The sequence below is a fragment of the Alteromonas sp. ISO5 genome, from assembly GCF_058105165.1.
On record NZ_CM176572.1, the window covers coordinates 2477680 to 2503049 of the forward strand.

At 48.3% G+C, this 25370-nt stretch carries 22 protein-coding genes; 14 read left to right on the forward strand and 8 right to left on the reverse strand.

Annotated elements, in window-relative coordinates; translation table 11 throughout:
- Window positions 1-51: 51 nt before the first annotated feature.
- Both AC2T0J_RS11225 and AC2T0J_RS11230 read left to right on the forward strand, forming a co-directional pair.
- Window positions 52-1338 carry a C-glycoside deglycosidase beta subunit domain-containing protein gene (locus AC2T0J_RS11225; protein ID WP_489810208.1) on the forward strand — a complete coding sequence of 429 codons (1287 nt, stop codon included), beginning with the start codon at window positions 52-54 and terminating at the stop codon, window positions 1336-1338.
- A 343-nt stretch (window positions 1339-1681) separates the two neighbouring features.
- Window positions 1682-2905 carry an MFS transporter gene (locus AC2T0J_RS11230; protein ID WP_489810209.1) on the forward strand — a complete coding sequence of 408 codons (1224 nt, stop codon included), beginning with the start codon at window positions 1682-1684 and terminating at the stop codon, window positions 2903-2905.
- A gap of 201 nt (window positions 2906-3106) precedes the next feature.
- On the opposite strand, the gene AC2T0J_RS11235 is transcribed toward AC2T0J_RS11230, so the two are convergent.
- The 4 genes from AC2T0J_RS11235 to AC2T0J_RS11250 form a co-directional block, all read right to left on the reverse strand.
- The gene (locus tag AC2T0J_RS11235) at window positions 3107-3766 is read right to left on the reverse strand and encodes a TetR/AcrR family transcriptional regulator (RefSeq protein ID WP_489810210.1); all 660 of its coding nucleotides are present in this window, start codon (window positions 3764-3766) and stop codon (window positions 3107-3109) included.
- 167 nt (window positions 3767-3933) lie between these two features.
- A complete protein-coding gene (locus AC2T0J_RS11240; protein ID WP_489810211.1) occupies window positions 3934-4872 on the reverse strand; it encodes a hypothetical protein in 939 nt (312 codons plus the stop codon).
- Between the two features lie 95 nt (window positions 4873-4967).
- Window positions 4968-6365 (reverse strand): siroheme synthase CysG, encoded by a 1398-nt coding sequence (gene cysG / locus AC2T0J_RS11245; RefSeq protein ID WP_489810212.1) that lies wholly within the window; start codon window positions 6363-6365, stop codon window positions 4968-4970.
- A 90-nt stretch (window positions 6366-6455) separates the two neighbouring features.
- Window positions 6456-8210: a DEAD/DEAH box helicase gene (locus tag AC2T0J_RS11250; RefSeq protein ID WP_489810213.1), complete on the reverse strand. Its 1755-nt coding sequence runs from the start codon at window positions 8208-8210 to the stop codon at window positions 6456-6458.
- A 161-nt stretch (window positions 8211-8371) separates the two neighbouring features.
- Between AC2T0J_RS11250 and prsT the strand changes: the two genes are divergently transcribed.
- Window positions 8372-11146, forward strand: coding sequence for an XrtA/PEP-CTERM system TPR-repeat protein PrsT (gene prsT, locus AC2T0J_RS11255; protein WP_489810214.1), 2775 nt, complete (start codon window positions 8372-8374; stop codon window positions 11144-11146).
- A gap of 169 nt (window positions 11147-11315) precedes the next feature.
- Window positions 11316-12842, forward strand: coding sequence for a S10 family peptidase (locus tag AC2T0J_RS11260; RefSeq protein WP_489810215.1), 1527 nt, complete (start codon window positions 11316-11318; stop codon window positions 12840-12842).
- Between the two features lie 1023 nt (window positions 12843-13865).
- On the opposite strand, the gene AC2T0J_RS11265 is transcribed toward AC2T0J_RS11260, so the two are convergent.
- Window positions 13866-14669, reverse strand: coding sequence for an ion transporter (locus AC2T0J_RS11265; RefSeq protein WP_489810216.1), 804 nt, complete (start codon window positions 14667-14669; stop codon window positions 13866-13868).
- A 74-nt stretch (window positions 14670-14743) separates the two neighbouring features.
- Between AC2T0J_RS11265 and AC2T0J_RS11270 the strand changes: the two genes are divergently transcribed.
- A complete protein-coding gene (locus AC2T0J_RS11270; protein ID WP_489810217.1) occupies window positions 14744-14902 on the forward strand; it encodes a hypothetical protein in 159 nt (52 codons plus the stop codon).
- 64 nt (window positions 14903-14966) lie between these two features.
- Here AC2T0J_RS11270 and tolC read toward each other — a convergent pair whose 3' ends face one another.
- A complete protein-coding gene (gene tolC / locus AC2T0J_RS11275) occupies window positions 14967-16373 on the reverse strand; it encodes an outer membrane channel protein TolC (RefSeq protein ID WP_489810218.1) in 1407 nt (468 codons plus the stop codon).
- Between the two features lie 316 nt (window positions 16374-16689).
- Here tolC and nudF point away from each other — a divergent pair, with 316 nt between their 5' ends.
- The 7 genes from nudF to AC2T0J_RS11310 all read left to right on the forward strand — a co-directional run bounded on the left by nudF (window position 16690) and on the right by AC2T0J_RS11310 (window position 23077).
- Window positions 16690-17322, forward strand: a complete 633-nt coding sequence (gene nudF / locus AC2T0J_RS11280; protein WP_489810219.1) for an ADP-ribose diphosphatase — start codon at window positions 16690-16692, stop codon at window positions 17320-17322.
- Between the two features lie 31 nt (window positions 17323-17353).
- Window positions 17354-17749, forward strand: coding sequence for a DUF1249 domain-containing protein (locus tag AC2T0J_RS11285; RefSeq protein ID WP_489810323.1), 396 nt, complete (start codon window positions 17354-17356; stop codon window positions 17747-17749).
- Entirely contained in the window at window positions 17750-18487 is a 738-nt protein-coding gene (locus tag AC2T0J_RS11290; RefSeq protein WP_489810220.1) for a metallophosphoesterase family protein, read from the forward strand. It abuts the gene before it with no gap.
- A gap of 12 nt (window positions 18488-18499) precedes the next feature.
- A complete protein-coding gene (locus AC2T0J_RS11295) occupies window positions 18500-19099 on the forward strand; it encodes a YqiA/YcfP family alpha/beta fold hydrolase (RefSeq protein ID WP_489810221.1) in 600 nt (199 codons plus the stop codon).
- Between the two features lie 120 nt (window positions 19100-19219).
- Window positions 19220-21112, forward strand: coding sequence for a DNA topoisomerase IV subunit B (gene parE / locus AC2T0J_RS11300; RefSeq protein WP_489810222.1), 1893 nt, complete (start codon window positions 19220-19222; stop codon window positions 21110-21112).
- Window positions 21112-21777 (forward strand): HAD family hydrolase, encoded by a 666-nt coding sequence (locus AC2T0J_RS11305; protein WP_489810223.1) that lies wholly within the window; start codon window positions 21112-21114, stop codon window positions 21775-21777. The genes parE and AC2T0J_RS11305 overlap by 1 nt, the downstream gene beginning before the upstream one ends.
- A 28-nt stretch (window positions 21778-21805) precedes the next feature.
- Complete coding sequence (locus tag AC2T0J_RS11310; protein WP_489810224.1) at window positions 21806-23077, forward strand: hypothetical protein; 1272 nt, start codon at window positions 21806-21808, stop codon at window positions 23075-23077.
- Window positions 23078-23088: 11 nt separating this feature from the next.
- Here the strand turns inward: AC2T0J_RS11310 and priC are convergent, their stop codons facing one another.
- Complete coding sequence (priC, locus tag AC2T0J_RS11315) at window positions 23089-23400, reverse strand: primosomal replication protein PriC (RefSeq protein ID WP_489810225.1); 312 nt, start codon at window positions 23398-23400, stop codon at window positions 23089-23091.
- A 122-nt stretch (window positions 23401-23522) separates the two neighbouring features.
- On the opposite strand from priC, the gene AC2T0J_RS11320 reads away from it, so the two are divergent.
- On the forward strand, window positions 23523-23714 hold the full coding sequence (locus AC2T0J_RS11320; protein ID WP_489810226.1) for a hypothetical protein: 192 nt from the start codon (window positions 23523-23525) through the stop codon (window positions 23712-23714).
- A 20-nt stretch (window positions 23715-23734) separates the two neighbouring features.
- Here the strand turns inward: AC2T0J_RS11320 and epmB are convergent, their stop codons facing one another.
- Window positions 23735-24766: an EF-P beta-lysylation protein EpmB gene (gene epmB, locus AC2T0J_RS11325; RefSeq protein WP_489810227.1), complete on the reverse strand. Its 1032-nt coding sequence runs from the start codon at window positions 24764-24766 to the stop codon at window positions 23735-23737.
- A gap of 34 nt (window positions 24767-24800) precedes the next feature.
- On the opposite strand from epmB, the gene efp reads away from it, so the two are divergent.
- Window positions 24801-25370 (forward strand): elongation factor P, encoded by a 570-nt coding sequence (gene efp / locus AC2T0J_RS11330; RefSeq protein WP_489810228.1) that lies wholly within the window; start codon window positions 24801-24803, stop codon window positions 25368-25370.

Sequence of the window (25370 nt, forward strand, 5' to 3'; positions counted from 1 at the left end):
AACACAAGCTTGCTGGGTGACCGGCAGGCTTTTTTATTTGAAAGGATCGCTATGATTGAACGTTCAGTAATACAAAGCCGTGGCGCTAGAAACATTACATTAGCCAATGGAAAGCCTGGTTTCCAGTTGCAACTGCGCAACCCAAATTATCGAGGTGTACAGGCCAGTTTAATCGACGGTATTGATATCACGTTGAATAATAAAACATATCCTGCTGATGCTGCGATTTGGACGCTACAAGGACAGACGAATTCACTAGCCGAATTACGCAAGAGTGAAGCCGTGCGCTGGCAGCTTGATGAACTGGCAACAGTGACCATTGAAATAGACGAGCCGTTGCAAAATGGTGTGTATGAGGTGAATGCTTGTATTTACATTCGCCGTCCCTATATACCAGGTCATTTCAGCCGCTCTCCCTTCAGAACCTCCGCAAAAGTAGTGGTTGTTAACGCTCAGCCATTAAGCGGGCCACAGTTAAGCGTATCAACCTACAGCTATACGGGTGATATGTATACTTTGTTGACGTTGGAAGACGTCATGGCAGATATTGTTGACCTGGGCGCAACGGGTATTGAAATGCTTGCGGAAGGTAACATACCTGGATACCCCCAACCCACCAACGCTTGGCGAGATGAATGGTTTAGACTATTAGAAACCTATCGTTTAACACCCACTAATCTGGGTACTTGGGTCGACACCACAATGTGGCTTGATAAAGACCTCACAGTAGATCAGGGCGAAGCGCAAATTAAGCATGATTTACAGCTTGCTAAGTCACTTGGCTTTACGTCAATCAGGCCAAAATTTGGTGTTACCACCATGGAGCTGGATCCGCATCCAATTTGGCAGGAATCCGTGCTTCGTTCATTGGATTTGGCTGAAAAACTCGACATTGTTATTTGTCCGGAAATTCACAGTCCAACGCCGATAAAGCACAAAGTGACACAAGATTATATCCGTTTTATTGAGAAGCATAAGTCATCGAAATTTAAGCTAATGATCGATACCGGTATCTTCCAGACGGAGCCATGTGATGACGGTCACGAAGGTATTGAAGTGAAAGGCGGAAAACGTCCACCGTTTTTAGAGCCATTAAAAGTGCCTATGAGCGATCTGCAAGAGATTCTGCAGCACGTTTACTTTATACAAACCAAGTTCTTTGAAATTGATGATCAATTAAACGATTTACATATTCCATGGGATGGCATTATTGATACTTTACAATCAGCAGGTTGGAATGGCTGGTTATCGAGTGAGTATGAAGGACGCAGAGAGCCCTACAGGGGACGTGATCAAGTGCGCAGACAACATGCACTACTACGTAATTTGTTAAAGTAATCTGTTCTATGAATTATTTTCTAAAATTGTATGAAGTGGGAAAGCTACTATTCAACAATTATTCGTACACAGACTCGCGCGATTGACTGTGTCACTGTCGTTTTCTGGTCCTTAAATAATATTAGAGTGCTAGTTCTATTGTTGTTAATGGGAACGGGTTGAGACCAGCAATTGTGTTGATGACTCTGTGACATTGAGTTATTCATCGTATCATCTGCGTGATAATGACATTGTTATCGTGGCTACGAATAATGACGTTAGCTAATTGATGTGCGGAACTGAAAATAGGTTTTTAATAGGCTGCCGGCAACGGTGGCATGTTTACGTTAAAAGGTAACGTTTTATGGCTACAACCAGCAGGAATATTCCACAGGGTATCGTGTTGCTATTTGTTCCCGTGTTTATCATGCTCGGGCCCGTTCTTATCTCACCAATAGTCGGTACGCTTTTTCAACACTTTCAGGGTGTTCAGTATGCTCAGGTACTGGTGCCGTTACTCTTAACTGCTCCGGCATTCTTTCTTGCTATTTGCTCGCCTGTTGCCGGTAAAATTGCTAATCGTATTGGTGGTAAGAAGGTGCTGGTCGCGTCTTTGGCTTTTTATGGTCTAATGGGCGCTGCACCAATGGTTTTAGATTCGCTTTATGGCATGTTAGCAACGCGCTTATTATTGGGGGTTGCCGAAGCCGGTATTATTACCGGTTGCATGGTACTTACCGCAGCCTATTTTAACGGTGATGACCGCCAGAAGTGGATTTCCTACCAAAACATTGCGTTACCTTTAGCGGGTGCTGTCTTGCTGTTTCTTGTGGGCCAGGTAAGCCGTATTGATTGGCACTACACCTTTGGCTTATATGGGTTGAGTTTCCTGGTATTTATTGCGGCGATATTTGTGCTGTATGAGCCTCGTTCTGCCACGGTTCAAGAGACCACGCCGGCTACCACCTCTAATCCAACTAAAAATGCTGTGCCTTTAGCTACTAAGTTGTTATTTATTGCTATGGCAATTCCTGGCTCATTGGCTTTTTACGCCGTACCCGTAAAGCTGTCTTTTGTATTACAGGAGCTTGGTGAGCCTTCCCCGGCAACCGTGGGTAAAATTATGTCTATGGGCATGATTTTTGGTTCTCCCGTTGGGGCGATACTTGCCCGACTCGTTAAAAGCTGGAAGTTTAGCTATGGTTTAGCGCTTTCTATGGTGATGATGGGCGCTGGACTTGTCATGCTAGGGTTGGCTGAGGATATGACTATGGTAACCGCTGCGGTTATTCTTCAACAAGCTGGTGGCGGTTTAATGCTTGTGGTTGCCATGACATATGTGCTGGCTGTTGCGCCGGTGAGTTTGAGTGGATCGTATTCAGGTTTTTGGTGGTTGGTATACACCTTGGCCAACTTTGCCACCCCGCTGGTATTAACCAGTATCGATGTGTTTTCTGGCAGTAGTGCAATGACAGTATTCTGCGTTGGTATTTTTATCTTTGTTATGCCGCTTTGGATACTCAATACCAAACGGTTAGCGGTACAAATGACCGATGATGCCCAGGCAAAGACTGTCGCCCTGTGCTAAAAGGAGCGGAATTTAAGGTTAACCTATGCTGGTGGTCAGGCGGTGTTTGGTTCAGACCGACCTAATCCCCAGGTGACTCGGCAATAGATGAAATGGGTAAAGTAATACTAGGGCGAGATCCAAAAACCTCGGTCCTTAATGCGTTTAAAGGATCGTTTCCGTATTGATGTTGTGATTGATTTATAAGCAAAATGTGTCGTTCTAACCTTGATGAATGGGATTAAGAGCGGCGGAAAGTAGATAATAACGTTGAATTTCAACGACCTCATCTAACAACTCTTGCCAGGTCAGGTTATCTGTTGTGGGTTCGAGACTGCCAAACCCTAGGTAACGTGCAAAGGAAACGTGGAGTATTCTAAAGCAGGAGTGAACGGCTTTCTCTTTATTCGTGCGTATGATCTCATCAGCATTTGCCAGAATTAAATTTTCATATAAGGCCTGGCTCTGATGGTAAATATGTGTACCGGTTTTAGAAATGATTTTTTCGGTCAGGGCTATCTTCATAAATGCTCTGATCAGCGGGGCATTTTCTTTTAAATGGTTAGCGTAGGCACGGTTTGCTGTTAACAGGGTTGAAGTCAGGTCTAGCTTCTGTTGTTCAATCCTGTTCATCGTGTCCGCAAAAGCCTGGTATATTTTTTTATATTCACGTTTTTGAAGTTCAGATAACAACACTTCTTTGTTATCAAAGCGATAATATATGGAACCTACCGATACTTTGGTACGTTTACTCAGTTCCTGCAGTGTAAACTCTTCTGGACCACGTTCTGTTAACAGGTTAATTGCACCACTAAAAATCTTTTCCTGAGAGGCTTTACTTCTGTTTTGTCGTGGTTGTCGTATCTTAGATGGGGTTGTCATGCTGTTAAACTCATTATCAAAAGCATCATAACGTTAGCTATTAACATTAACACGGATTATGGGTTAGGCCTATGTTGTGAATTTTGTCCAGGTCAGAGCCAACTACGCAGACGAAAAAGCCGTTCAGCTTTTTTCCCGATAATAGTAAGGACCGTTAATTGCCCCGTTTATAATGGTCTGGGCACCGCCGGAGGAATGACTTCCAGGGTGTATTGTTTTGAGGCGATAGCCTGTTTAGTGGACTGACTGATCTCACCCAGTTTCATTTGTGCCGGTCCGGTAGGATCGAGCAGAATAAACGGCATGCCGTCTATCATCATGGTGGCGTCTTTGGTGAGTGGCGTCATCGCAATGGCCAGTAAGGCATGGTTGCGTAACAGTACGAGTCGCATGGAGTTATTAGGCAAAAATGCTCTTATCAAAGACGCAGTGAGTACTGACTTACTATCGCAGTCACCGAGATTTTGATTAAGCACTGCCAGCGGCGGTGAAAAGCCCGAACCGTTACTCGAGGCCCGGTTAGTCAGTTCATCATAGGGTATAGACTGTGCCCAACTTAATAACAGGTTAAGGTATGAGCGTGCGTTGGATTGCTCATCAACGATATCGTAGAGTGACTGAGCTAACGGGATCAGTGGCAGTGTGCTTTCTTCAATGTAGCGTATGTGGTTGGGTTTAATGGCTTCCTGCAGCAGGGGCGTTTTGTAATGCTGAAAATAGCGTTCGGCCAGGTAGTTATCGATGGCGGTATCCTGGGTTTCTTTTAATTCAGTGGTCAGTTCTTCGAGGCGCTTTTCATCTTTACCGCTTAAGCTGAACTCCAGTGAATCATGCCGGTTGATCAGTTTAAAGCGGGCTTCCCGGGGATCAATTTCCCGCGCTGCTTTGAGTAATTCCACCTCTACTGCTCTGAGTGCCAGTGCAGGGTTGTAGTTAACCTGTTGAACAGGCAACTGCTGGCTATTTTCATCGGGCAGTAAAAATGAAATTTTACGGGGGGTGTTATCGTGATCGAGCCAGGCAAAGGTGTACTGAGTACCCTCCGCCGTTGCTGTTCGGCGATAAGCTGTTTGTTCTGCCTGAGCATGATTGAGTAAGCCGCACAAAAGGCAACAGCAACTTATAAAGCTAAAATATTTCATCGCGCAACTTAACAGTGTCATCCGTTAAGTGTAGCGCAATTTTTCAGCTTGCGGACAGCCTATGCTGGTTGGCCTGGTTCAAACCAGTTAAGTTGCTTGTGCAGGCTGACTACGCCACCCACAATGATCAGAGCTGGTGGTGCTATTTCAGCTAACTGCGGATGGTCAGGCATATCGGCCAGTGTACCGGTGATCACCTTTTGCTGGTGGGTGGTTGCCGATTGCACCAAAGCGATGGGCGTAGATGGCGCCAATCCATGTTTGATCAGTTGTTCACAAATAATCGGCAGGCCAGTTAGCCCCATATAAAACACGGCGGTCTGATTTGGCTGCGCCAGAGAGGGCCAGTTTAAATCGATGCTATTGTTTTTTAAGTGACCGGTAGCAAACACTACAGACTGAGCGTGATCGCGGTGAGTAAGTGGGATCCCTGCATAGCTGCCAGCACCGGCTGCAGCGGTGATCCCCGGTACCACCTGGAAGGAAATCCCTTCTTCTATCAGGCGTTGGATCTCTTCGCCGCCACGACCAAAAATAAAGGGGTCGCCGCCTTTAAGGCGTACTACCCGGTTACCTTCTTTGGCATATTTTACGAGCAGTTGATTGATATCGTCCTGAGGAACCGTATGGATACTTTTGGCTTTACCGACGTACACTTTTTCGGCGTCGCGACGTACCAGCTCCAGGATTTGTGGGGATACCAGGCGGTCGTAAACCACCACATCGGCCTTTTGCATCAGTCTTAGGGCACGGAAAGTCAGTAAGTCGGGGTCGCCGGGGCCGGCGCCAACCAGATATACCTGTCCCTCGGTTTGTTTGTTTTCAGCGGCAGCGGCGAGTGCTGATTCAAATTTTTCCTCAGCTTTTGCATTATTCCCCTGGGTGACTTCTTCTGCAATGTCACCATCAAGCACTGATTCCCAGAAATAACGGCGCGCAGTCACCGAAGCCAGCGTTGATTTAACTTTGTTTCTGAAATGTTCAGAAAAAGCACCAAGCTTGCTTATGTTAGCGGGAATTAACGACTCCAGCTTCTGACGCATATAACGCAGCAGTACCGGCGCATGACCGCCACTGCTCATGGCAATCACAATAGGTGAGCGATCAATGATCGAGGGAGTGATAAACCCGCACAAGGGCGTGTTATCCACTACGTTTACCAGCAAACCGCGAGCGGTGGCTTCGGCATGGATTTCCGCGTTGAGAGCTTCGTCGCTCGTGGCAACAAAAACTACCCTCACATTGTCGAGGTCTGGGGTTTCAAAGGGGCGTTGCTGAAGCGAAACCTGTGCAGAACTGGCCAGATGCCTGACCGTACCACAGATTTCAGGTGCTACTACCGTTACCTGAGCTTCGCTTTTTAACAGAAGTTCGAGTTTGCGAGCGGCCACTTCACCTGCCCCCACTATCAGGCAGGGCAGGTTCTGTGTATCAACAAATAACGGGAAGTAGCGCATATCAAACTCTCAGTGTTTACAATTGCAGCTAGTGTGCCCCGATATTTATATTGTTCAAACGAATAAAAAAGAATTTTTTAGACGTTATTGTTATTTATCGCGAGGTTTACCCCGGCCGGCACCTGGGCCCTTACCTTTACCTTTCGCTGGTGGCTTATCAGACCATTCGCGAAGCGCCAGGCGCTGGCCGGCAACGCGGGTACCCTGTAAGGTTTGACGAGTTTCCGCGGGCATTCCTTCGGGTAAGTCTACGGTACTGAAATTATCATAAATCTCGATAGCGCCAATGTGTTTGCTGTCGATATTGGCTTCATTGGCAATGGCACCAACGATGTTACCAGGTTTCACACCATGCACATGACCCACCTCGATACGGAAGCGCTGCTTACCTTCATCAGGACGACGACTGTCACGGGGTGACTTACGGCGTGCATCACGGCCTTTTCCGCTGTCACGGTCACGGCGCCCCGGGCCATCAAAGTCGCGGTCACGGCGTGGCTTGCTGTGCAAATCAGGACGGTCAGACTCTTTTAGCAGTAATGGCTCATCGCCCTGGGCAATTTTTACCAGTGCGGCCAGTAATACTTCCGGGCTGGCTTCGATTTCTTCACGCAGCATATCCACAATAGGCATCAGGTTTTCGATACTGTCGTCTTTGGTTGCCTCGGAGATGCTTTGCTTGAAATTGCTCAGACGCGTTTCGTTTAATTCCGTGATCGACGGAATAGGCATCGCTTCGATGGTCTGGCGGGTAGCCCTTTCAATCGATTGCAGCATGCGTTTTTCGCGGTGAGAGATAAACAGAATTGCATCGCCGAGTCTTCCTGCCCGGCCTGTACGACCAATACGGTGCACATAACTTTCTGTGTCGTAAGGCACGTCGAAGTTGATTACATGGCTAACACGTTCTACGTCAAGGCCACGGGCGACTACGTCGGTGGCAACCAGAATATCAATCTTGCCTTGTTTCAGACGTTCAACAGTTCGCTCTCGTGCATTCTGAGGGATATCGCCATTTAATGGCTCCACGTCATAACCCCGCGCGGCCAGCTTTTCTGATAATTCCAGCGTTGCGGTTTTGGTGCGCACAAAGATGATAACACCGTCAAAGGGCTCTACTTCCATTATACGGGTAAGCGCTTCAAGCTTATGGTGTCCGGCAACCTGGCAGTAACGCTGGCGGATAGTGCTGGCCGTACTTACCTTGGAGGCGATTTTGACATGCTTGGGATCTTTTAAATAACGTTCGGTTATTTTTTTGATCGGTCCGGGCATAGTTGCCGAGAACAGTGCGGTCTGACGTTCTGCCGGGGCATGACTTAAAATGAGTTCTACATCATCGATAAAGCCCATGCGTAACATTTCGTCGGCTTCGTCGAGGACCAAAAACTTCAGCTGGCCGAGTTTAAGCGTGCCGCGTTTAATGTGATCGATTACCCGGCCCGGGGTACCCACCACAACTTGCACGCCACGTTTTAACTGGCGGATCTGGTTATCGTATGACTGACCACCGTAAACCGGCAGTACGCGGATTTTTTTAGAGAAGCTGGCATAAGCCTGGAACGCTTCGGCTACCTGAATGGCCAGCTCCCGCGTGGGGGCTAGTACCAGCAACTGCGGATAGTTGCCTTCTACGTCAAGATTGGCCAGCATGGGCAATGCAAAGGCGGCGGTTTTACCGGTACCGGTTTGAGCCTGACCTAACAGATCGTGTCCGTCCAGTAATAACGGAATACTTTCCGCCTGAATTGGCGACGGTTTCTCGTAGCCAACTTTCTCCAGGGCTTGTAAGATAGGTGGCGGAAGATTAAGGTCTGTGAAGGTCAGTTCGACATTTGTGGTCATTAAATTACGGATCCTGAATAACTCGGATGGGGCATAGCAGAAAAGCCAGCTGATTATTAAAACACTATTATAGGCCAATAGTAATATGGATACCACGTCTGATTGGTATTAGTCGCTGCAACAATACGGAAAGTCTGGGAACCATTTGCAAGGTAAGCTTTATGAAAAGAAAGTCGTTTAAACTTAACATGGTATTCGGCGCAGTATTGCTGGGGGTTACAAGCCTGTCGCTGACTGGCTGTGGTCAGAAAAGCAGTGAAGAACATATGCTTGCAGCGCGCCAGTTTGTTGAGGCGAAAGACAATCAGTCGGCAATTCTCGAATATAAAAGTGCCATTCAGAAAGCCCCCAAGGATCCCGACGCGCGTTTTGAACTTGGTCAGCTCTACCTGCAACAAAGAGACTTTGTGTCAGCAGAAAAAGAACTCAACCAGGCGCTGGATCTGGGATATGAAGTCAGCGAAGTGCTGCCGTTAATCACCCGGGCCTACCAGGAAACCAATTCAGAAGTTGCTTTGTCAGAAATTAACCACAATGTGGATGGCCTGACGCCGGTAAAACGGGCCGAGGTAACCTACTACAAACTGGAAGCCCTGTTGCGACTGGACAAGAACAAAGAAGCCCGAGCCCTGCTTGAGGATATTGCAAAAATAGATACATCGAGTGTGTATAAGGGGTTATCGCTGGCGCTGGGTAAGGTGCTCGATGACGACTATGAAGGCTCATTACAAGCTATCAATACCCTGCATCAACAGGCACCGATGAATAAAGATGTGCTGATGCAGCAAGCCCGGCTGAATATGTATTTACGTCATCTGGACGCCGCCGTAACTGCTTACGATGCGTATCTGGACGTGTCGCCGGATGATACCGAAACCAAATTTATTCTTACCGCTATCCTGATGGATGCCAAGCGTTTCGAAGACGCCGCTCCATTAGTTGATGATCTGCTGGAGAAAGGCGCTAATAATCCGTTGCTGAACCAGTTTAAAGGCATCATTGAAGCGCGTGAGGGGAATTTCAGCGATGCCCTTAAGCACCTGGAAACAGCGATTCAGAATGGCCGTAATGATCCTCTTGCCCGATTAATAGCCGGTTTCAGTGCCTATCAGTTAGAAGACTATGCTGCCACCACCCGTCATCTGTCGATGATTGCTTCTGATTTACCGCCGTCACATGCGGCGCTGCGTATGCTGGCAAACAGTTTACTGCAGCAGGGGAAAAATGAAGAAGCTACCGATATCCTGGCCAGAGTCGACGGTGAAGCCAAAAATGATGCTATGTTGTTTTCTAAAGCCGGCTATCAGCTACTGCAAAGCGGCAACGTGGTTGATGCTAAGGCGATGATTGAAAAGTCTGTGCCGATTGCGACTTCGGCAGAAGACTTAACTCGTATTGGGGTGTTACAGCTGTCGATTAACGATGCCGAAGGCCTGGTGAATCTGGAGGCTGCGGTTGAGCGTGCACCAGAACTCACTATGGGGCAGCAAACGCTCGCAAACGCCTACATAGCTACGCGGCAGTTCGATAAAGCACTGGAAGTGGCAGAAAACTGGCAAAAAACTGAGCCACAAAATGCTCAACCCTGGCTGGTGAAAGGGCAGGTGTATCTTGCGCAGCAAGACTATCCTGCCGCCGAAGCCGCCATAACCAAAGCTGAAGCTTTAGACAGTAAGAGTATCAAAGCCAAAATCCAGCGAGTGTCGCTGGCTATGGTACAGAAACAGCCTCAAGAGGCACTGAATGCCATTAATGCCGCGCTTAAGATCGACGCTACTGATCAGGCATCGCTGGCGCTGTTGTATATTGTGCAAAAGCAAATGGGCAAAGCCAATGAAGCGGTTAATACCATTCAGGAAGTGGTGGCCCGCAATCCGGATGACGACCTACCAAAAACCGTGTTGGCCCGAGTCTACCTGGCAGAAAAAAGAATTACTGATGGCATTGAGCTTATCGAACAGGTACCGCTTAACGGAGATACGCCCGATTTATTCTGGGATACCAAAGGCCGGTTATTGCTGGCGGGCGCCCGCGTAGACGAAGCGAAAGCGCATTACGAGGCCTGGCTGAGTGAACAGCCAAACAATAAGACGGCTGTGCTGGGCATGGCGATGATCCTGGATTTACAAAGCCGTTTTCAAAATGGCGTGGAGTTAATGGCCGGCTTTTTAGAAAAGCGTCCAGACCGGCAAATTGAGATAGTCAAAGCGCATTTCCATGCCATGTTACGGCAAATTCCACAAACCGAAGCCATCCTGAACCAGTTATCGGCGCAAGAGCAGCAGTTGCCTTATGTAAAAGGGATCAAAGCGCGGTTACAGCTTTACCGGGATAATCCCACGGCGGCCATTCCCAATGCGCTAGCCGCGTATGAGGCCATTCCCAATAGCCGTAATCTGCTGCTAGCCATGGCTGCCCACGAAATGGCCGGTCAATCGGACAAAGCGTTTGAACTAGTCACTGCATTCAGGAAAAACAATCCAGACAACACTCAGGCGATGTTGCTGTATGCAGAGCGTCTGATTCAACGTGATCGTAGCAAAGCGATCGATGTTTACCGCCAGCTTGCTGAAAAGCAGCCAGAGAATGCTATTGCGCTCAACAACCTGGCTTATCTTGAACATCAGGAGGGCATGCTTGATGACGCCGAAGTTCATGCTCGCCAAGCACTTAAAGTTGTACCTAAAGCGCCTGAAATAGCCGATACCCTGGCGCAGGTGTTAATCGATAAAGGCGAAACTGAGGATGCCAAGGCGATCTACGATAGCGTGATGTCAGAAGAAGTTCGTAGCGAAGAAATCTACCTTAACTATATTGAACTGTTGTTGAAAATGGATTTAAAACCTTTAGCTAAACGTCGCCTTGCCGATCGCATTTTCGATGCGGCTGATTCCAAAACTCGGGTGGCCGAACTGGAACAGCAATATAATCTGTAAGGGTTTTGTGGTGATACAAGCGCCGACTTGTATCACCATTACATCCATTTGTTACTCTGCTCAGAAACCAATTATCGCCGGGATCCGGCAGAATGCCCTGACACCACTCAACCTGGTCTGCTTTTTGTGCCATGATGGTAAATGACACAACAATAAAAAGAGAGCACTAATGACAATCATTAAATCACTACTCACGCTGACCGTGGGGGTTTCACTGCTAGCATCCCCGTCTGGCTATGCTGAAGATTACGGTCGCGCCATCGAACCCGATAGTACCGTGGTAACCGAACATAAAACCACTATTAACGGCGACAGGCTAAACTACATTGCCACTACCGGAACGCAGCCGGTATGGAACGACGAAGGGGATGCAGTGGCTACGTTGCATTACACCTATTACAAGCGCAGTGATATTAAAGACGACAGCACCAGGCCTCTGGTGATTAGTTTTAATGGCGGACCTGGCTCTGCCTCGGTTTGGATGCACATTGCCTATACCGGGCCAGTGATCCTGAATATTGATGACGAGGGTTACCCGGTGCAGCCTTATGGCGTTGAAAGTAACCCTTACTCTATTCTGGATGTTGCCGACATTGTGTATGTCAATCCGGTAAATACCGGCTACAGTCGTGTATTAAAGAATGAGGAAGGTGAGCTACCCTCGAAAGAAGCACAAGAAGAGATGTTCTTTGGGGTAAATGCCGACGTCAAATACCTGGCTGAATGGCTCAACACTTTCGTTACCCGCAATAACCGCTGGCGTTCGCCAAAGTTCCTGATTGGTGAAAGTTACGGTACTACAAGGGTTTCCGGGTTGGCATTGGCACTGCAAAACAGTCAGTGGATGTATCTGAATGGGGTGATTCTGGTTTCACCAACGGATTTGGGGATCAAGCGAGATGGCCCGGTAGACGTGGCGAACCGGCTACCCTATTTCGCTGCGACCGCATGGCACCATAAGTTACTTGCGCCGAAGTATCAGAATATGGCGCTTGAAGCGTTTTTGCCTCAGGTTGAAGCTTTTGCGCTGAATAAGCTGTTACCAGCGGTAGCCCGTGGCGGTTTTATCAGCGAGGCTGAAAAACAATCTGTTGTTGCCCAGGTAGCAGCCTACTCAGGATTATCCGAAAAAACCGTGGAGCAAAACAATCTGGATGTGAGCACCTGGTTTTACTGGAAAGAGCTGCTTCGTGAAGAAGGTAAAACCGTCGGCCGCCTCGATAGTCGTTACCTGGGGATTGATGGCAAAGACAGCGGCAGTCGGCCCGATTACAATGCCGAACTAACCTCCTGGCTTCACTCGTTTACCCCGGCACTGAATTACTATTTACGTGAAGTACTGAATTATAAAACCGATGTAAAGTACAACATGTTTGGACCGGTGCATCCCTGGGATCGCAGCAACGATAAAACCGGCGAAAACCTACGCCTGGCCATGGCGGCAAACCCTTATCTGCATGTGATGATCCAATCAGGCTATTATGATGGGGCGACTAACTACTTCGACGCCAAATACACGCTATGGCAACTCGATGCCAGCGGTAAAATGAAAGACCGATTGAGTTTTAAAGGTTACCGCAGCGGTCATATGATGTATCTGCGCCATGAAGATTTGAAGACGGCAAATGATGACATCCGGGCGTTTATTAAAGCCTCTCTGCCGGGTAAAAATGAGCCGGCTAAATATCTACGTTAATTGGGTTTATTTGTAGTATCACCTATTCCGTCTTCCTGGAAAGCACGCAGTGCTTATCCGGGATCTCCAGAACAGACTGGCTAACTCAAAATAGCTTTTATATATCCACAAAAATATCAGCATTTTGTCGGGTCGCCGACTGCGACCAGGGGTGGGAGCGAGCCCACCCCTGGACCCCGCTCAGTTCTAAATTGCGAAAAAGCCTATTGGGAGACAAAAAAGCCAAACCTAACTGGCTGAGAGGGCGTCCTGCCCGCGCAGCCTTGGCTCGTCGTCCGTGACGAGCCTACGCTTTGGCGAATAATTTTTTGTCTCCCAATAGTTCGCAATAACCGAACAGGTAAAAGCGGATGTTTTAGCCTAAGGTAATACATCTCCAGCCAATACACTTTTGTCAAACTGTTAGCCGGGATTAATTATTCCGTCTTCCCGGAAAGTACTTAGTGCTTATCCGGGATCTCCTGAACAGGCTGGGTAAGCTTATTAGCTCTTCTTTTGGTTCTTTATTATCGCGAAATACTGATAGCGTGCAGAATAAGTAAAAGCGTAGAGACGTCATGGATGACGTTTCCGTCCAGCGAGGGCAGGACGCCCTCTCTGGACGATAGGTTTTACCTGCACGGTATCAGTATGCTTCTTCGCGATTAAAGAACTGGTAGGTTTCCAAAGGGGAGCCACCTCCCCTTTGGGTGCAGTCGGCACCCCGACAAAATGCTGAGATACCTTCAGGCTTTAAAAAGTACTTATGAAGTTTTTAGGGCGGAAATTTCTAGCCCTCGATAACTTGTAAGGGGGTCCCGGATAGGCCCTTCGGGCCTTCCGGGATGACACTCAGCCCCCGGATAACGCAAAGCATTTCCGGGGATATTAAGTTTTGGTTAGCATTGATATGAGTACGAGAGTGAGCCAATACAACATCATCTACCGGCTTTGAGCCGGTATTACTTACTCCGTTGTCCCGGCAAGCACGCGGTGCTTATCCGGGCTCTCTTGAACAGACTTGCTCAGCCTATTAAAGCGCCGTTATTCCTTACGCTGCATCCCATCAATTTTCTTTTCGAGTCGCTGCAGGTGGGCGGCGATATCGTTGATGGTAGGCTCATCTTTATGGGCTTCACGGTAAGCTTTGGCATTTTCTTCCTCCATCACATTTACCACAATACCAATCACCATGTTTAAAAATGCAAAGGCGGTAAAAAAGATAAAGCTCAGGTAGAAGAACCAGCTTAACGGATAGACTTCCATGGTTTCATACATGACGTCCGTCCAATCTTCAAAGGTCATCACCCTGAATAACGTTAACAACGAAATCGTAATGTCGCCCCACAGATCAGGGTTAATACTCTCAAACAGGGTGCTGCCGATAGCGGCGTAAATGTAGAAGATAATGAACATTAGCAGCATCACATAGCCAAGCTGCGGCAAGGCCTTCATTAGCGAGACCAGCAGTATTCGTAATTCCGGAATGATAGATATCATCCGCAATACCCTGAATACTCTTACCAAGCGGGCAATCAGTGCTGTATCACTATTCTCCAATGGTAATAAACTGACTAACACAATCAGCGTATCAAACCAGTTCCAAAAACTTTTAAAGAAATCGAGTTTGTTTCTCTCTCCTAAAAAACGAATAGATATTTCAATTAAAAAGAACGCGCTAATCAGCCAGTCGAGTACATTGGTGATCTGATTAACGGTACTTGGCATGTCGTAGGTTTTTGCCCCTACCAATAATGCCGAAAATAAAATGACAGCAATAACAAAAAGTTCGAATACTTTATTAGTACGAACCTGTTCAAATTTGAGCTGGAGTTGAGATGCCTTCATGGTCAGATAGTTTCGTTTGTGAATCGTGAAATAAGACTATATTATTGGTTTGAACTCATTTTTCAGGCCGTATCATGGACGACAGCAGCGAAAGTTTGCAAGCTAAATTAGCGCAACTGGCAGAACAATTAAATAACCATGCGCCGAGTATTGAAGAGACCCTTAAAATTAAGGCGTCGATGGAAGAAATTCTTCAACGTCTCGAGGCCTTACAGTTTACATCTAAACCCTGATAAATCATTTTGCCAATAAAAAACGCGCCGCAAGGGCGCGTTTTTTGTGTCTTGCCAAAGCTAATTACTCGCTGTCCATTGGCGCGTCTTTCAGGCCCTGACTAATCAACTCAAGGTCACTGGCGGTAAGATTACCTGCGGCTTCTTTAAGTGTAACCATCGCCTGAATAAAGTCATAACGCGCGCCCGACAGGTTAGCACGAGCGTCGAACAAATTACGGGTACTGTTAAGTACATCTACAATGGTACGCGTACCCACATCAAAACCCGCTTCAGTCGCTTTCAGGGCGCTCTCTGCAGATAATACCGCTTGTTCCAACGCGCGAATGGTTGAGATAGAGGCTTTTACATCATTGTAAGAACTACGAACCGATTGAATAGCCTGACGGTGGGCTAGTTCCAGATCCTGACTAACAGAAACATAAAGCGCCCGAGCTCGATCAGCCTGAGCGGATACCGAACCACCCTGATAAATCGGAACATTTAATGAAACGCCGATACTTTGACTATCAAAATACGGAGTAGTGTTTTCGAAACTAAACGGAGTATCTGCTGAAGCGCTATTAGATTCAATTTTAGTTTTTGAAGCTCCATAAGAAGCAGTCAATCCCAATGTTGGGTAATGACCAGCTGTAGCAATATCAATATCTTTTTTCGCTACATCTAATGCCAGTCTCTGGGCCAGCAGGGTCAGGTTAGCATCTTCAGCAATGTCCAGCCATTCAGTCACAGCCTGAGGTACAGGCGCTGAGGCGGCGAAACGTTGGGTGTCCAGCACATCCAAACGGTCATGGTATTTACCGGTAATCACGCGCAGTGCCTCACGGGCCAGTTCGATGCGATTCTCGGCCACAATTTCCTGGGCAACAGTGTTATCGTAGTTTGCCTGTGCTTCGTGTACATCCGTAATGGCGGTTAAGCCCACTTCAAAACGTTGTTTGGTTTGCTCTAGCTGGCGCTCAATGGCGCGCTTTTCGGCTTGTACAAAAGTCAGGTTATCCTGAGCTCGCAGAACATCTAAGTAGGCGGTAACCGTACGCACAATCAATTGCTGCACCGCTGCTGCATAGGTAGCATCGCTTTGTTCCGCAGACAGTTCAGCTTGATCCAAGCCCAGCCAGTTGGAGTGGTCATACAATGACATAGTAAGGTCAATACCATAACTGCTTGAGGTAGTATCGTTATCAGTATCGATGACCACAATTCCAGTAGAGCCATCATCGTTTTCTACCTGAAGATTCTGTTGGCTCTCCCTGGATGATTTACTGTAGCCCAATGAACCTGATATTTGCGGTAACAGCGCGGCACGGCTAAGTGGAATTGCCTGATAGGCCGCGTCGCGTTGTGCTTTTGCACGGTTAACAACCGGATCGTTGGCCATGGCTTGTTGATAAACGTCCAATAAGCTATCTGCTAATACTGGTGTGGTCATTCCCAGACCAAGCATCAGCGATAAAAGTGTTTTTTTCATGTGTGTGCCTTCAATCTCAACTGTGTTTACTAACTAAATGGGTGATATGGGTAGCTAAACTACGCTAGTATGGTTAACGGGTATGCCTTTGCCCGAACCATACACCCAAATGACGATCTCACTTCAATTACAATGGTGTACTTTAAAAAAATCGCATAATAAAAGACACAACTAAGTCGTAACAGAGCTTGCGTAAGTGTAACAGAATATGTGTCTTATTTACCTGAGTGTATGTATGCAAAAATTATATATACACGCATGATCGTAAATACTCAAACGCGTATAGTAACTGGTTTAACCAATAAATGAGAATGCAATGACAGCGAAAATTCAACGTTTCAACTCAGAAGACGTCAAAATCGCGGCAATTGAGCCTTTGTACGAAGGTTTCTTTACGATGGTTCGCTATGATTTTTCGCACAAAAAATACGACGGAAGCTGGACTGGCACTATTAGTCGGGAGATTTTCGAGCGGGGGCACGCTGTCGCCGTATTGCCTTACGATCCGGTTCGTCAGGAATTTGTGCTGATTGAGCAAATTCGGATTGGCGCGTTGCCCACCACCAATTCGCCCTGGCTGATTGAGATCATCGCCGGGATTATCGATGAGGGCGAAACTCAGGAGTCGGTATGTCACCGGGAAGCGCAGGAAGAAGCGGGGATTGCGCTGACTCATCTTACCAAAGCCTTGAGTTACCTGGCGAGCCCGGGTGGCACCACCGAAAGGCTACATGTGTACGTGGCCTGCACTGATGCGGCAAATGCTTCCGGTGTGCACGGACTGGAGTATGAATCAGAAGATATTTTAGTCCACCGGGTGGCAGAGGATACCGCCAGAGAGTGGCTGGAATCGGGTAAAATAGACAACGCGGCAAGCATAATTGCGTTACAATGGTTCTTTATGAACAAACACACTTTGTTAGAGCAGTGGCAGTCCGGTGACCAGTAATAAGCGTAAATATGTACCTAATTTACCTACCTTGCAGGCTATCTGCGAGCGTAATTATGTACATCTTTTAACTATGCTCCCCGACTGCGATACCGAGGATCTGACTTACCGGTTTACTGCGGGCCTGGGGTTGTCTTACCGTATTCAGATTGTTGAGTCGGCACGTTATACCAGTACCATTTTGGTGGAGCAGGTGAATGTTTCCACGCCCGGTTATCTTAAGCCATCTATGACAGTGAGAATGTACCATGATGCGCGAATGGCAGAAGTCACCTCCAGTCAGAATGCTGGCGCGCTGGCGCCTTCTTACGAATACCCCAATGCCAAAATGCGGCTTCGCAACGAAAAGCACATGGTGAATTTATTTTTAACCGAGTGGCTGCATTTTTGTCTAAATCACAACGCACAACCCATTGCCTCAACCTGAATGAAGCTGCTCCAAATATCTGACTGTCATTTATTTGCGTCGCCCGAATCTACCGCTTACGGCGGCATTAATCCCGCTGAATCCTTAACTCAGGTGTTAATTGCAGCCCGTAAAGAACAACCCAACGGTCTGCTGTTTACCGGTGATATTTCCAGTGACGAAAGTGCCGCAAGTTATCAATTGTTTTTGACGCTGGTTAAGCGATGGGGCGGCGAAATTCCATGGCGGGTGATCCCCGGTAACCACGACAACAACCCCTATTTTAATAAGCTGCTGACAAACAACTGGTTACAGGCTGGTTCACCCTGGCTGCTGAAAGGCAACTATATTCATGGCCTGGATACGCGCCTTGAGGGAACACTTGGTGTGATTGAAGAGGGGCAACTGGCTAGTGTTGCAACCAGCATATTCCGGGCACCGGATGCCGGGCATCTACTGGCAATCCATCATCACCCTGTTGCCACGGGCAGCTGGATGGATAATCATGCGCTGCAAAATACTGAGGCCCTTACTCGCTGGCTTGCAGAGCACCCGGTAAAAGCCGTATTACATGGTCACATTCACGCCGAAACCCAGGCTCAGCTCAGCGGTATACCCGTGCTTGGTGTGCCTTCTTCCTGCTGGCAGTGGCAACTTTCAGCCCAGTACGGCCTGGCCAGCGAACCAGCAGGGTTTCGGGTAATTGAATGGGCAGAAAATGGAGCTTTTACCTCCCACATACATCGGATAACGCAATAAACAGGAGTCGTCATGGCGTCGATACTTTATTTACATGGATTCTTAAGCTCTCCAAACTCGTTAAAAGCCAACCAAACCCGGGCGTACCTGCTGCAACATTCACCAGAGACAACCTTTATTTGCCCTGAATTATCCAACAGCCCGGCAGAACTCGAAGCGCAATTGCAGGCGCTGCTAAAAGATCACCCTGATTTATTTTCCGAGGGGCTGAAAGTCATTGGCAGCTCCATGGGCGGCTATCTGGCAACCTGGCTAATCGAGCAGTACGGCGGCAAAGCGGTGCTAATCAATCCGGCAGTAGCCCCTTTTGAATTACTCAAAGATTATCTCGGCGAACATGAAAACCCCTATACCAATAAGCGCTTTGTGCTTACCGAAGCTGACATTGAGCACATACGCCAGTTCTATCAGCCGCAACTGAGTTTTCCCGAGCGCTACAAGGTATTGCTGCAAACCGGCGACGAAACGCTCGATTATCGTGAAGCGGTAAAACATTATACCGGTGCCGATGTGTATATAGAAGATGGCGGCGATCACAGTTTTGTGAACTACGAAGCCCATCTGGAAGGAATAATGGCTTTCCTGGATTCGGCCGAACCAACACCAGGTTAGGTCAAATTGCGCTTCTGACAGACCCCTGATAACATCAGTTAAAAGGTTGCCTTAATGGCGTCTGTTCGCGGCGCTACCATGGCAACGTGTGTGCAGCTCAAACAAAGAATAATCACAATAATGTCGAATCAATATAATTCAGATGCAATTGAGGTCCTAAATGGTCTGGAGCCGGTTAAACGGCGTCCGGGAATGTACACAGACACGACCCGCCCGAATCACATGGGGCAGGAAGTGATCGACAACAGTGTGGACGAAGCACTGGCGGGGCACGCCTCGAATATCAAAGTTGTGCTATATGAAGACCAGTCCCTGGAAGTTGTGGATGATGGTCGTGGTATGCCGGTAGATATTCATCCGGAAGAAAAAATATCCGGGGTTGAGCTGATCATGACCAAGCTCCATGCCGGCGGTAAGTTTTCAAATAAAAACTACGAGTACTCCGGAGGTTTGCACGGCGTGGGGATCTCGGTGGTAAACGCGCTTTCTAACCGGGTAGAAGTCACTATCCGTCGTGACAGTCAGGTGTATTTTATTGCTTTTGCCGATGGCGACAGAGCGGAAGATCTTAACGTTATTGATACCTGCGGCAGGCGCAATACCGGCACCAGCGTACGTTTCTGGCCCGATCCGCAATATTTTGATTCGGCAAAGTTCTCGGTGTCAAAACTGTGTCATAACCTACGCGCTAAAGCGGTGTTATGCCCTGGGTTGCGCATTAAGTTTGAAGACAAAGTCAATAAAGAAACCCACGAATGGCATTACGAAGATGGCCTGCAGGATTATCTGTTAAGCGCGGTTAAAGACTACATTACCGTACCCGATGATGTGCCCTTTACCGGCAGTTTCAGTGGCAATGGTGAAGCGGCCGACTGGGCTGTAATGTGGTTGCCGGAAGGTGGTGAGCTCACTACCGAAAGTTACGTTAATCTTATTCCCACCGCACAGGGCGGTACCCACGTTAATGGCTTGCGTCAGGGATTGTTGGAATCTATGCGTGAATTCTGCGAATTCCGCAGTTTACTGCCGCGCGGCGTTAAATTAACGCCGGATGATATCTGGGATCGCTGCGCTTATATTCTCTCCACTAAAATGCACGACCCACAGTTTGCCGGCCAGACCAAAGAGCGATTGTCATCGCGTCAGGCGTCGGCGTTTGTTTCCGGCGTGGTTAAAGATTCGTTCAGTCTGTGGCTTAATCAACATACCGACATCGCTGAAGCGCTGGCCGAAATGTGTATCAACAATGCACAGCGCCGTTTGCGTCAAAACAAAAAGGTCGCCCGTAAGAAGGTTACTCAGGGTCCTGCGCTGCCGGGTAAGTTAACCGATTGTGGCTCGCAGGATATTACCCAGTCTGAACTGTTCCTGGTGGAAGGGGATTCCGCTGGTGGTTCCGCCAAGCAGGCCCGCGATCGTGAGTTCCAGGCCATCATGCCGCTGCGCGGTAAAATACTGAACAGCTGGGAAGTGGACTCCGGGCAAATACTTGGTTCGCAGGAAATTCATGATATTTCGGTCGCACTGGGTATTGATCCCGATTCCGAAGATTTAACCGGTTTGCGTTACGGTAAAATTTGTATTCTGGCCGATGCCGACTCAGACGGTTTGCATATCGCTACCTTACTATGTGCTTTATTTGTGCGTCACTTCCGTGCGTTGGTGAATGCCGGTCACGTGTACGTTGCCATGCCACCATTGTTTAGAATCGATGTGGGTAAAGAAGTGTTTTATGCGCTGGATGAAGCCGAAAAGCAGGGCATTCTGGATCGCATCGAAGCCGACAAAAAACGTGGCAAAGTAAACGTGCAGCGCTTTAAAGGTCTCGGTGAAATGAACCCGTTACAACTGCGCGAAACCACCATGGACCCAAATACCCGTCGGCTGGTGCAATTAACGGCTGACGATAACGATGAAATGCTCGAAATGATGGATATGCTCCTGGCGAAGAAACGCAGTGGTGATCGTAAAACCTGGCTGGAAAGCAAAGGTAATCTGGCCGAGGTAGTGTAATGGCAAGCCCGGAAACACTGTTGCAGGCTATTTTATTTGACCATGATGGAACGCTGATAAATTCGGAGGCGGTTCACTTTAAGCTATGGCAGCAAACTCTCGCGCCTTATGGTGTGGAATTAACCGACGCTTATTATAACGAGACCATGGCTGGTGTGCCCACCTCGCAAAATGGCGTGGACGTGGTGAGGGATTTCAATTTATCGGTTGAACCGGAGGCGTTAGCGAATACCAAAACCCGCCTGACCGAAGAGCATCTGCATAAATCACCCTTCCCATTAATGCCTGGCGCACAGGAAACCATGACACTTTGTCATGAGCAGGGGCTTCGCATTGCCATTGTGACAGGCGGTAGCAGGTACTCGGTTCAACGTACGCTGGAATGTTATGGCTTTGCCGACTGGATAGAATGCGTAGTGGCGGTGGAAGATGTTGAGCACAGTAAACCTGCCCCCGATTGTTACTTAATGGCACTGCAACAAATGAACCTGACAGCAGATCAGGTTATGGCAGTGGAAGATACCGAGCACGGTCTGGCCGCCGCGGTAGCTGCCGGGCTGCGTTGTGTGGCTATTCCCACTGCACAATCTGCAGGTCATGACTTTACCTCTGCGGCCGCAGTGTATTCCTCTTTGTCCGATTGGACTGACAGAGAATTTAGCTAATAGCCTGCGCTGAAAGGATTTTAGGAACATGTTAGGCCGTTTTCTGCTTTTTATTATTTTGCTGCTGGTCGTGGCACTGGTGCTGCTTGGCGTGCTGGTGGTCGATGGCTCTCCTAAGGTCAGTCGCGTATCCTCCCAGCAGGTCGATAACGCTGAAACGGTGCATGCCTTACTTCGCCAATTAAAAAACAGTCTTGAAGATCGCCATTCTCAGCAGCGCGTTGAAGTGTCTGAAGCGCAGTTTGAAAGTCTGATGGGATTTGCTCAGCGCGCCGTGCCGGGCTTTAATGGTGCGGTCGAGGTGGAAACAGAGCAAACGCTTATCGCTGCAAGTATTGCTTTGCCGGCACCAGCCGATGAATTTTATATTAACCTGTCTGCTCAGGTGATACCTGGCGAGGGGATTAACATCGACCACGTAAGGGTTGGTAACCTGGTGGTGCCAGGGGATACTGCGTTATCGAGCGCGGTATGGCTGGTAGACCGATTTACCAGTAGTGATGTAGCCAGTACCGCGGCGAACCAGATTACCCAAATCACTATGTCTGATGAGCGGTTGGTGCTGGACATGCGCCCACTTGATGAATTACTCCAGCAAATCGATGTTGCCCGGGAAAACATCAGTACCGGTGTGGATGAACTCGGCGAGTTAACCTCCGATTATCTGGCTTACATTAATGGCTCGCCTTTAGGGCGCTCGCCATCGCCGCAGTCGGTTGCTAATTACCTTAACCTGATGCTCAGCCGGGCCGCTTCACTGAGGAAAGATGGCGATCCGGTAATGCATAATCAGGCTGCGCTGCTGGCTTTAGCCATCTTTCTGGGCGATCACAGGATCAGCGGACTAGCCGGGGCAAGTCAGCCACAAGGGGAATTGCCGGTTGAGTCTAAAGCGCCGGCCGTGCTCGCCCAGCGTAACGATCTGGCTCGTCATTTTACTATTTCTGCGGCCTTGCAAATTCTTTCTCAGCAAAACATGACACTGGCCATTGGCGAATTTAAGGAACTGATGGACCGGGCTATGGGTGGCAGTGGCTACAGCTTTGTTGATCTGGCGGCGGATATGTCGGGAATGGCGTTTGCGCGTATTGCTACTCAGCCAGACAGCGCGGTGCAACTCCAGGAACTGGCGCAACAGGGCCTTCGTGAGCGGGATATTCTGCCGTACATCGGTGGCTTACCGGAAGGACTGAGCAAGCAGGAGTTCCGGCGCCGCTACAGCGAGGTAGACAGCCCCGCTTACCGAAAGCAGGTTGCTGAGATTCAACAGCGTATTGATAACCTGCCGCTATATCAGTAGCGACAGCGGGCTTATTTCTTCACGCTGCTGACAAATTGCTGCAGGGTGCTTAGTGCCAGTTCTATTTTCTTTACTAATGGCAGCAGTGCCTGTTTAGCATCTTCATCGTTAAGTTGTTTGAGGGCTTGCCAGTCGGCGGCAATTTCTTCCACGTAGGGGCCAAAGCGTTTTGAGCGGGTGGTAAAGCCACTATCATCAGCAAAGATGGCAGCAAACTTGCCCTGCTGCTGGTGCTGCAACTGATCAAGGATCTGATCAGCATCTACCGCTTTGCGATAAAGTGTTTGTAGCGTTTCCTGTAATTGCTGGTGAACAGAATCCAAAGAGCGCTCCTTAAGTAAAACAGAAAAAAGACTAAAGAATGGTTAAGGTCTGCCGATATAGCAGTGAGGTGGGCAATTCTGCCCACTTTTTAACGTTGCTACAAGTAAATAAGGAAACTGGTATGGATATTCAAGGTGCAGGCGCCTCTGGAACGTCCGGTGCGTCGCTTGAGTTGGCTTCTCTCAAACTGGCCAAGGGCCAGCAAGAGCAGGAAGGAAAGGCGACGCTTCAGTTGCTGGAATCAGCTGCTGACGTACCAAAACCTACGTCCGCCAACCCGGCTATCGGTGCCAACATCGATACGTACGCGTAATACAGACTGAGCCTTAGGGATTAGTCTTGCGGATAAAGACGTAAGTCAACCGGCGTTTTGCCAGGCTGGCCACCAATTTCGGTAACGAGTTTGGGAACCATGAAGCCTGGTAATCGCTTTATCACTTCGGTCATTATTTCCCTCGCTTGTTCTACATCAATATCAAAATGCGCAGCACCCTGTACCTTATCTAACAGATGCAGGTAGTAAGGCATAATGCCCGCAGCAAACACCGTTTCGTTTAACCGTGCCTGCGTATCGGCGGTGTCGTTTACCCCTTTTAGTAATACTGCCTGATTAAGCACTGTGACTCCCGCCTGACGCAAAGGCGCAAGTTTTTCGGCCAGTTCAGTCGACACTTCATTGGCGTGGTTGATATGCAGTACCAGTACACGTTGCACGGGTAGCCCGGCAAACCAGCGATAGAAAGAAGCGTCGAGCCTCGAGGGCATTACCACCGGCAGGCGGGTGTGGATACGCAGTCTTTTTACATGGGGAATGGCGGCTATCTTTTCGGCCAGAGCGGCGAGTTTGCTGTCTTTTGCCATTAACGGGTCGCCACCAGAAAGAATGACTTCGTCAATGGCTGGACTGGCAGCAATATAAGCAATATTGTTTTCCAGCTCGGAATTGTTCAGTGCATTATCGGCGTAGGGAAAATGCCGGCGAAAACAATAGCGGCAATTTACGGCGCAGCCGCCTTTTACAATCAATAGCACGCGGCTGTGGTACTTATGTAACAAGCCGGGATTCGCGGTATCATGTTCTTCAAGCGGATCCGGGCTGAACCCTGGCGCTGTGAGAAATTCCTGTTTGCTTGGCAGCACCTGCAATAAAAGCGGATCTTGCCAGTTGCCTTTTTCCATTAATGAGGCAAAAAAACGCGGTACCCGCATAGGAAATAAGCGACGGGCTTCGGCATCGGAGCCAAAGTCGGATGGGTCCAGATCCAGGTAACTGAGCAGTGAAAATGGATCAGTAAAGCCACTGGCTAACTCTTTTTGCCAGTTTTGCTCTACAGTTATGCTATTTTTTTGTATTATTTGCGCCACTAATACTAAAACCTACAGTGTTTATTGAGGAATTATGGCTAATTTCAGCACTAACGAGTTCAAAGCGGGCCTGAAAATCATGCTCGACGGCGAACCTTGCAACATTCTTGAAAACGAATACGTTAAGCCGGGTAAAGGCCAGGCATTTAACCGGGTTAAAATTCGTAAACTGATTTCTGGCAAAGTGCTGGAAAAAACCTTTCGCTCCGGTGAATCAGTCGAAGGCGCAGACGTAATGGATACGGAACTGGCCTACCTGTATACCGACGGCGAATTCTACCACTTTATGAATAATGAAACATTCGAACAAATCGCTGCCGACGAAAAAGCAGTGGGCGAGAATGTTAAGTGGTTGGTAGAAAACGATGTTTGCACCATTACTTTATGGAATGGCACGCCTATCACTGTCAGTCCGCCAAATTTTGTTGAGCTGGAAATTACCGAAACCGATCCAGGTCTGAAAGGTGATACGGCTGGTACCGGTGGTAAACCTGCTACACTAAGCACCGGCGCTGTAGTTCGCGTACCGTTGTTTGTGCAAACCGGCGAAGTTATCAAGGTTGATACCCGTACCGGCGAATACGTTTCCCGCGTACAAAAATAA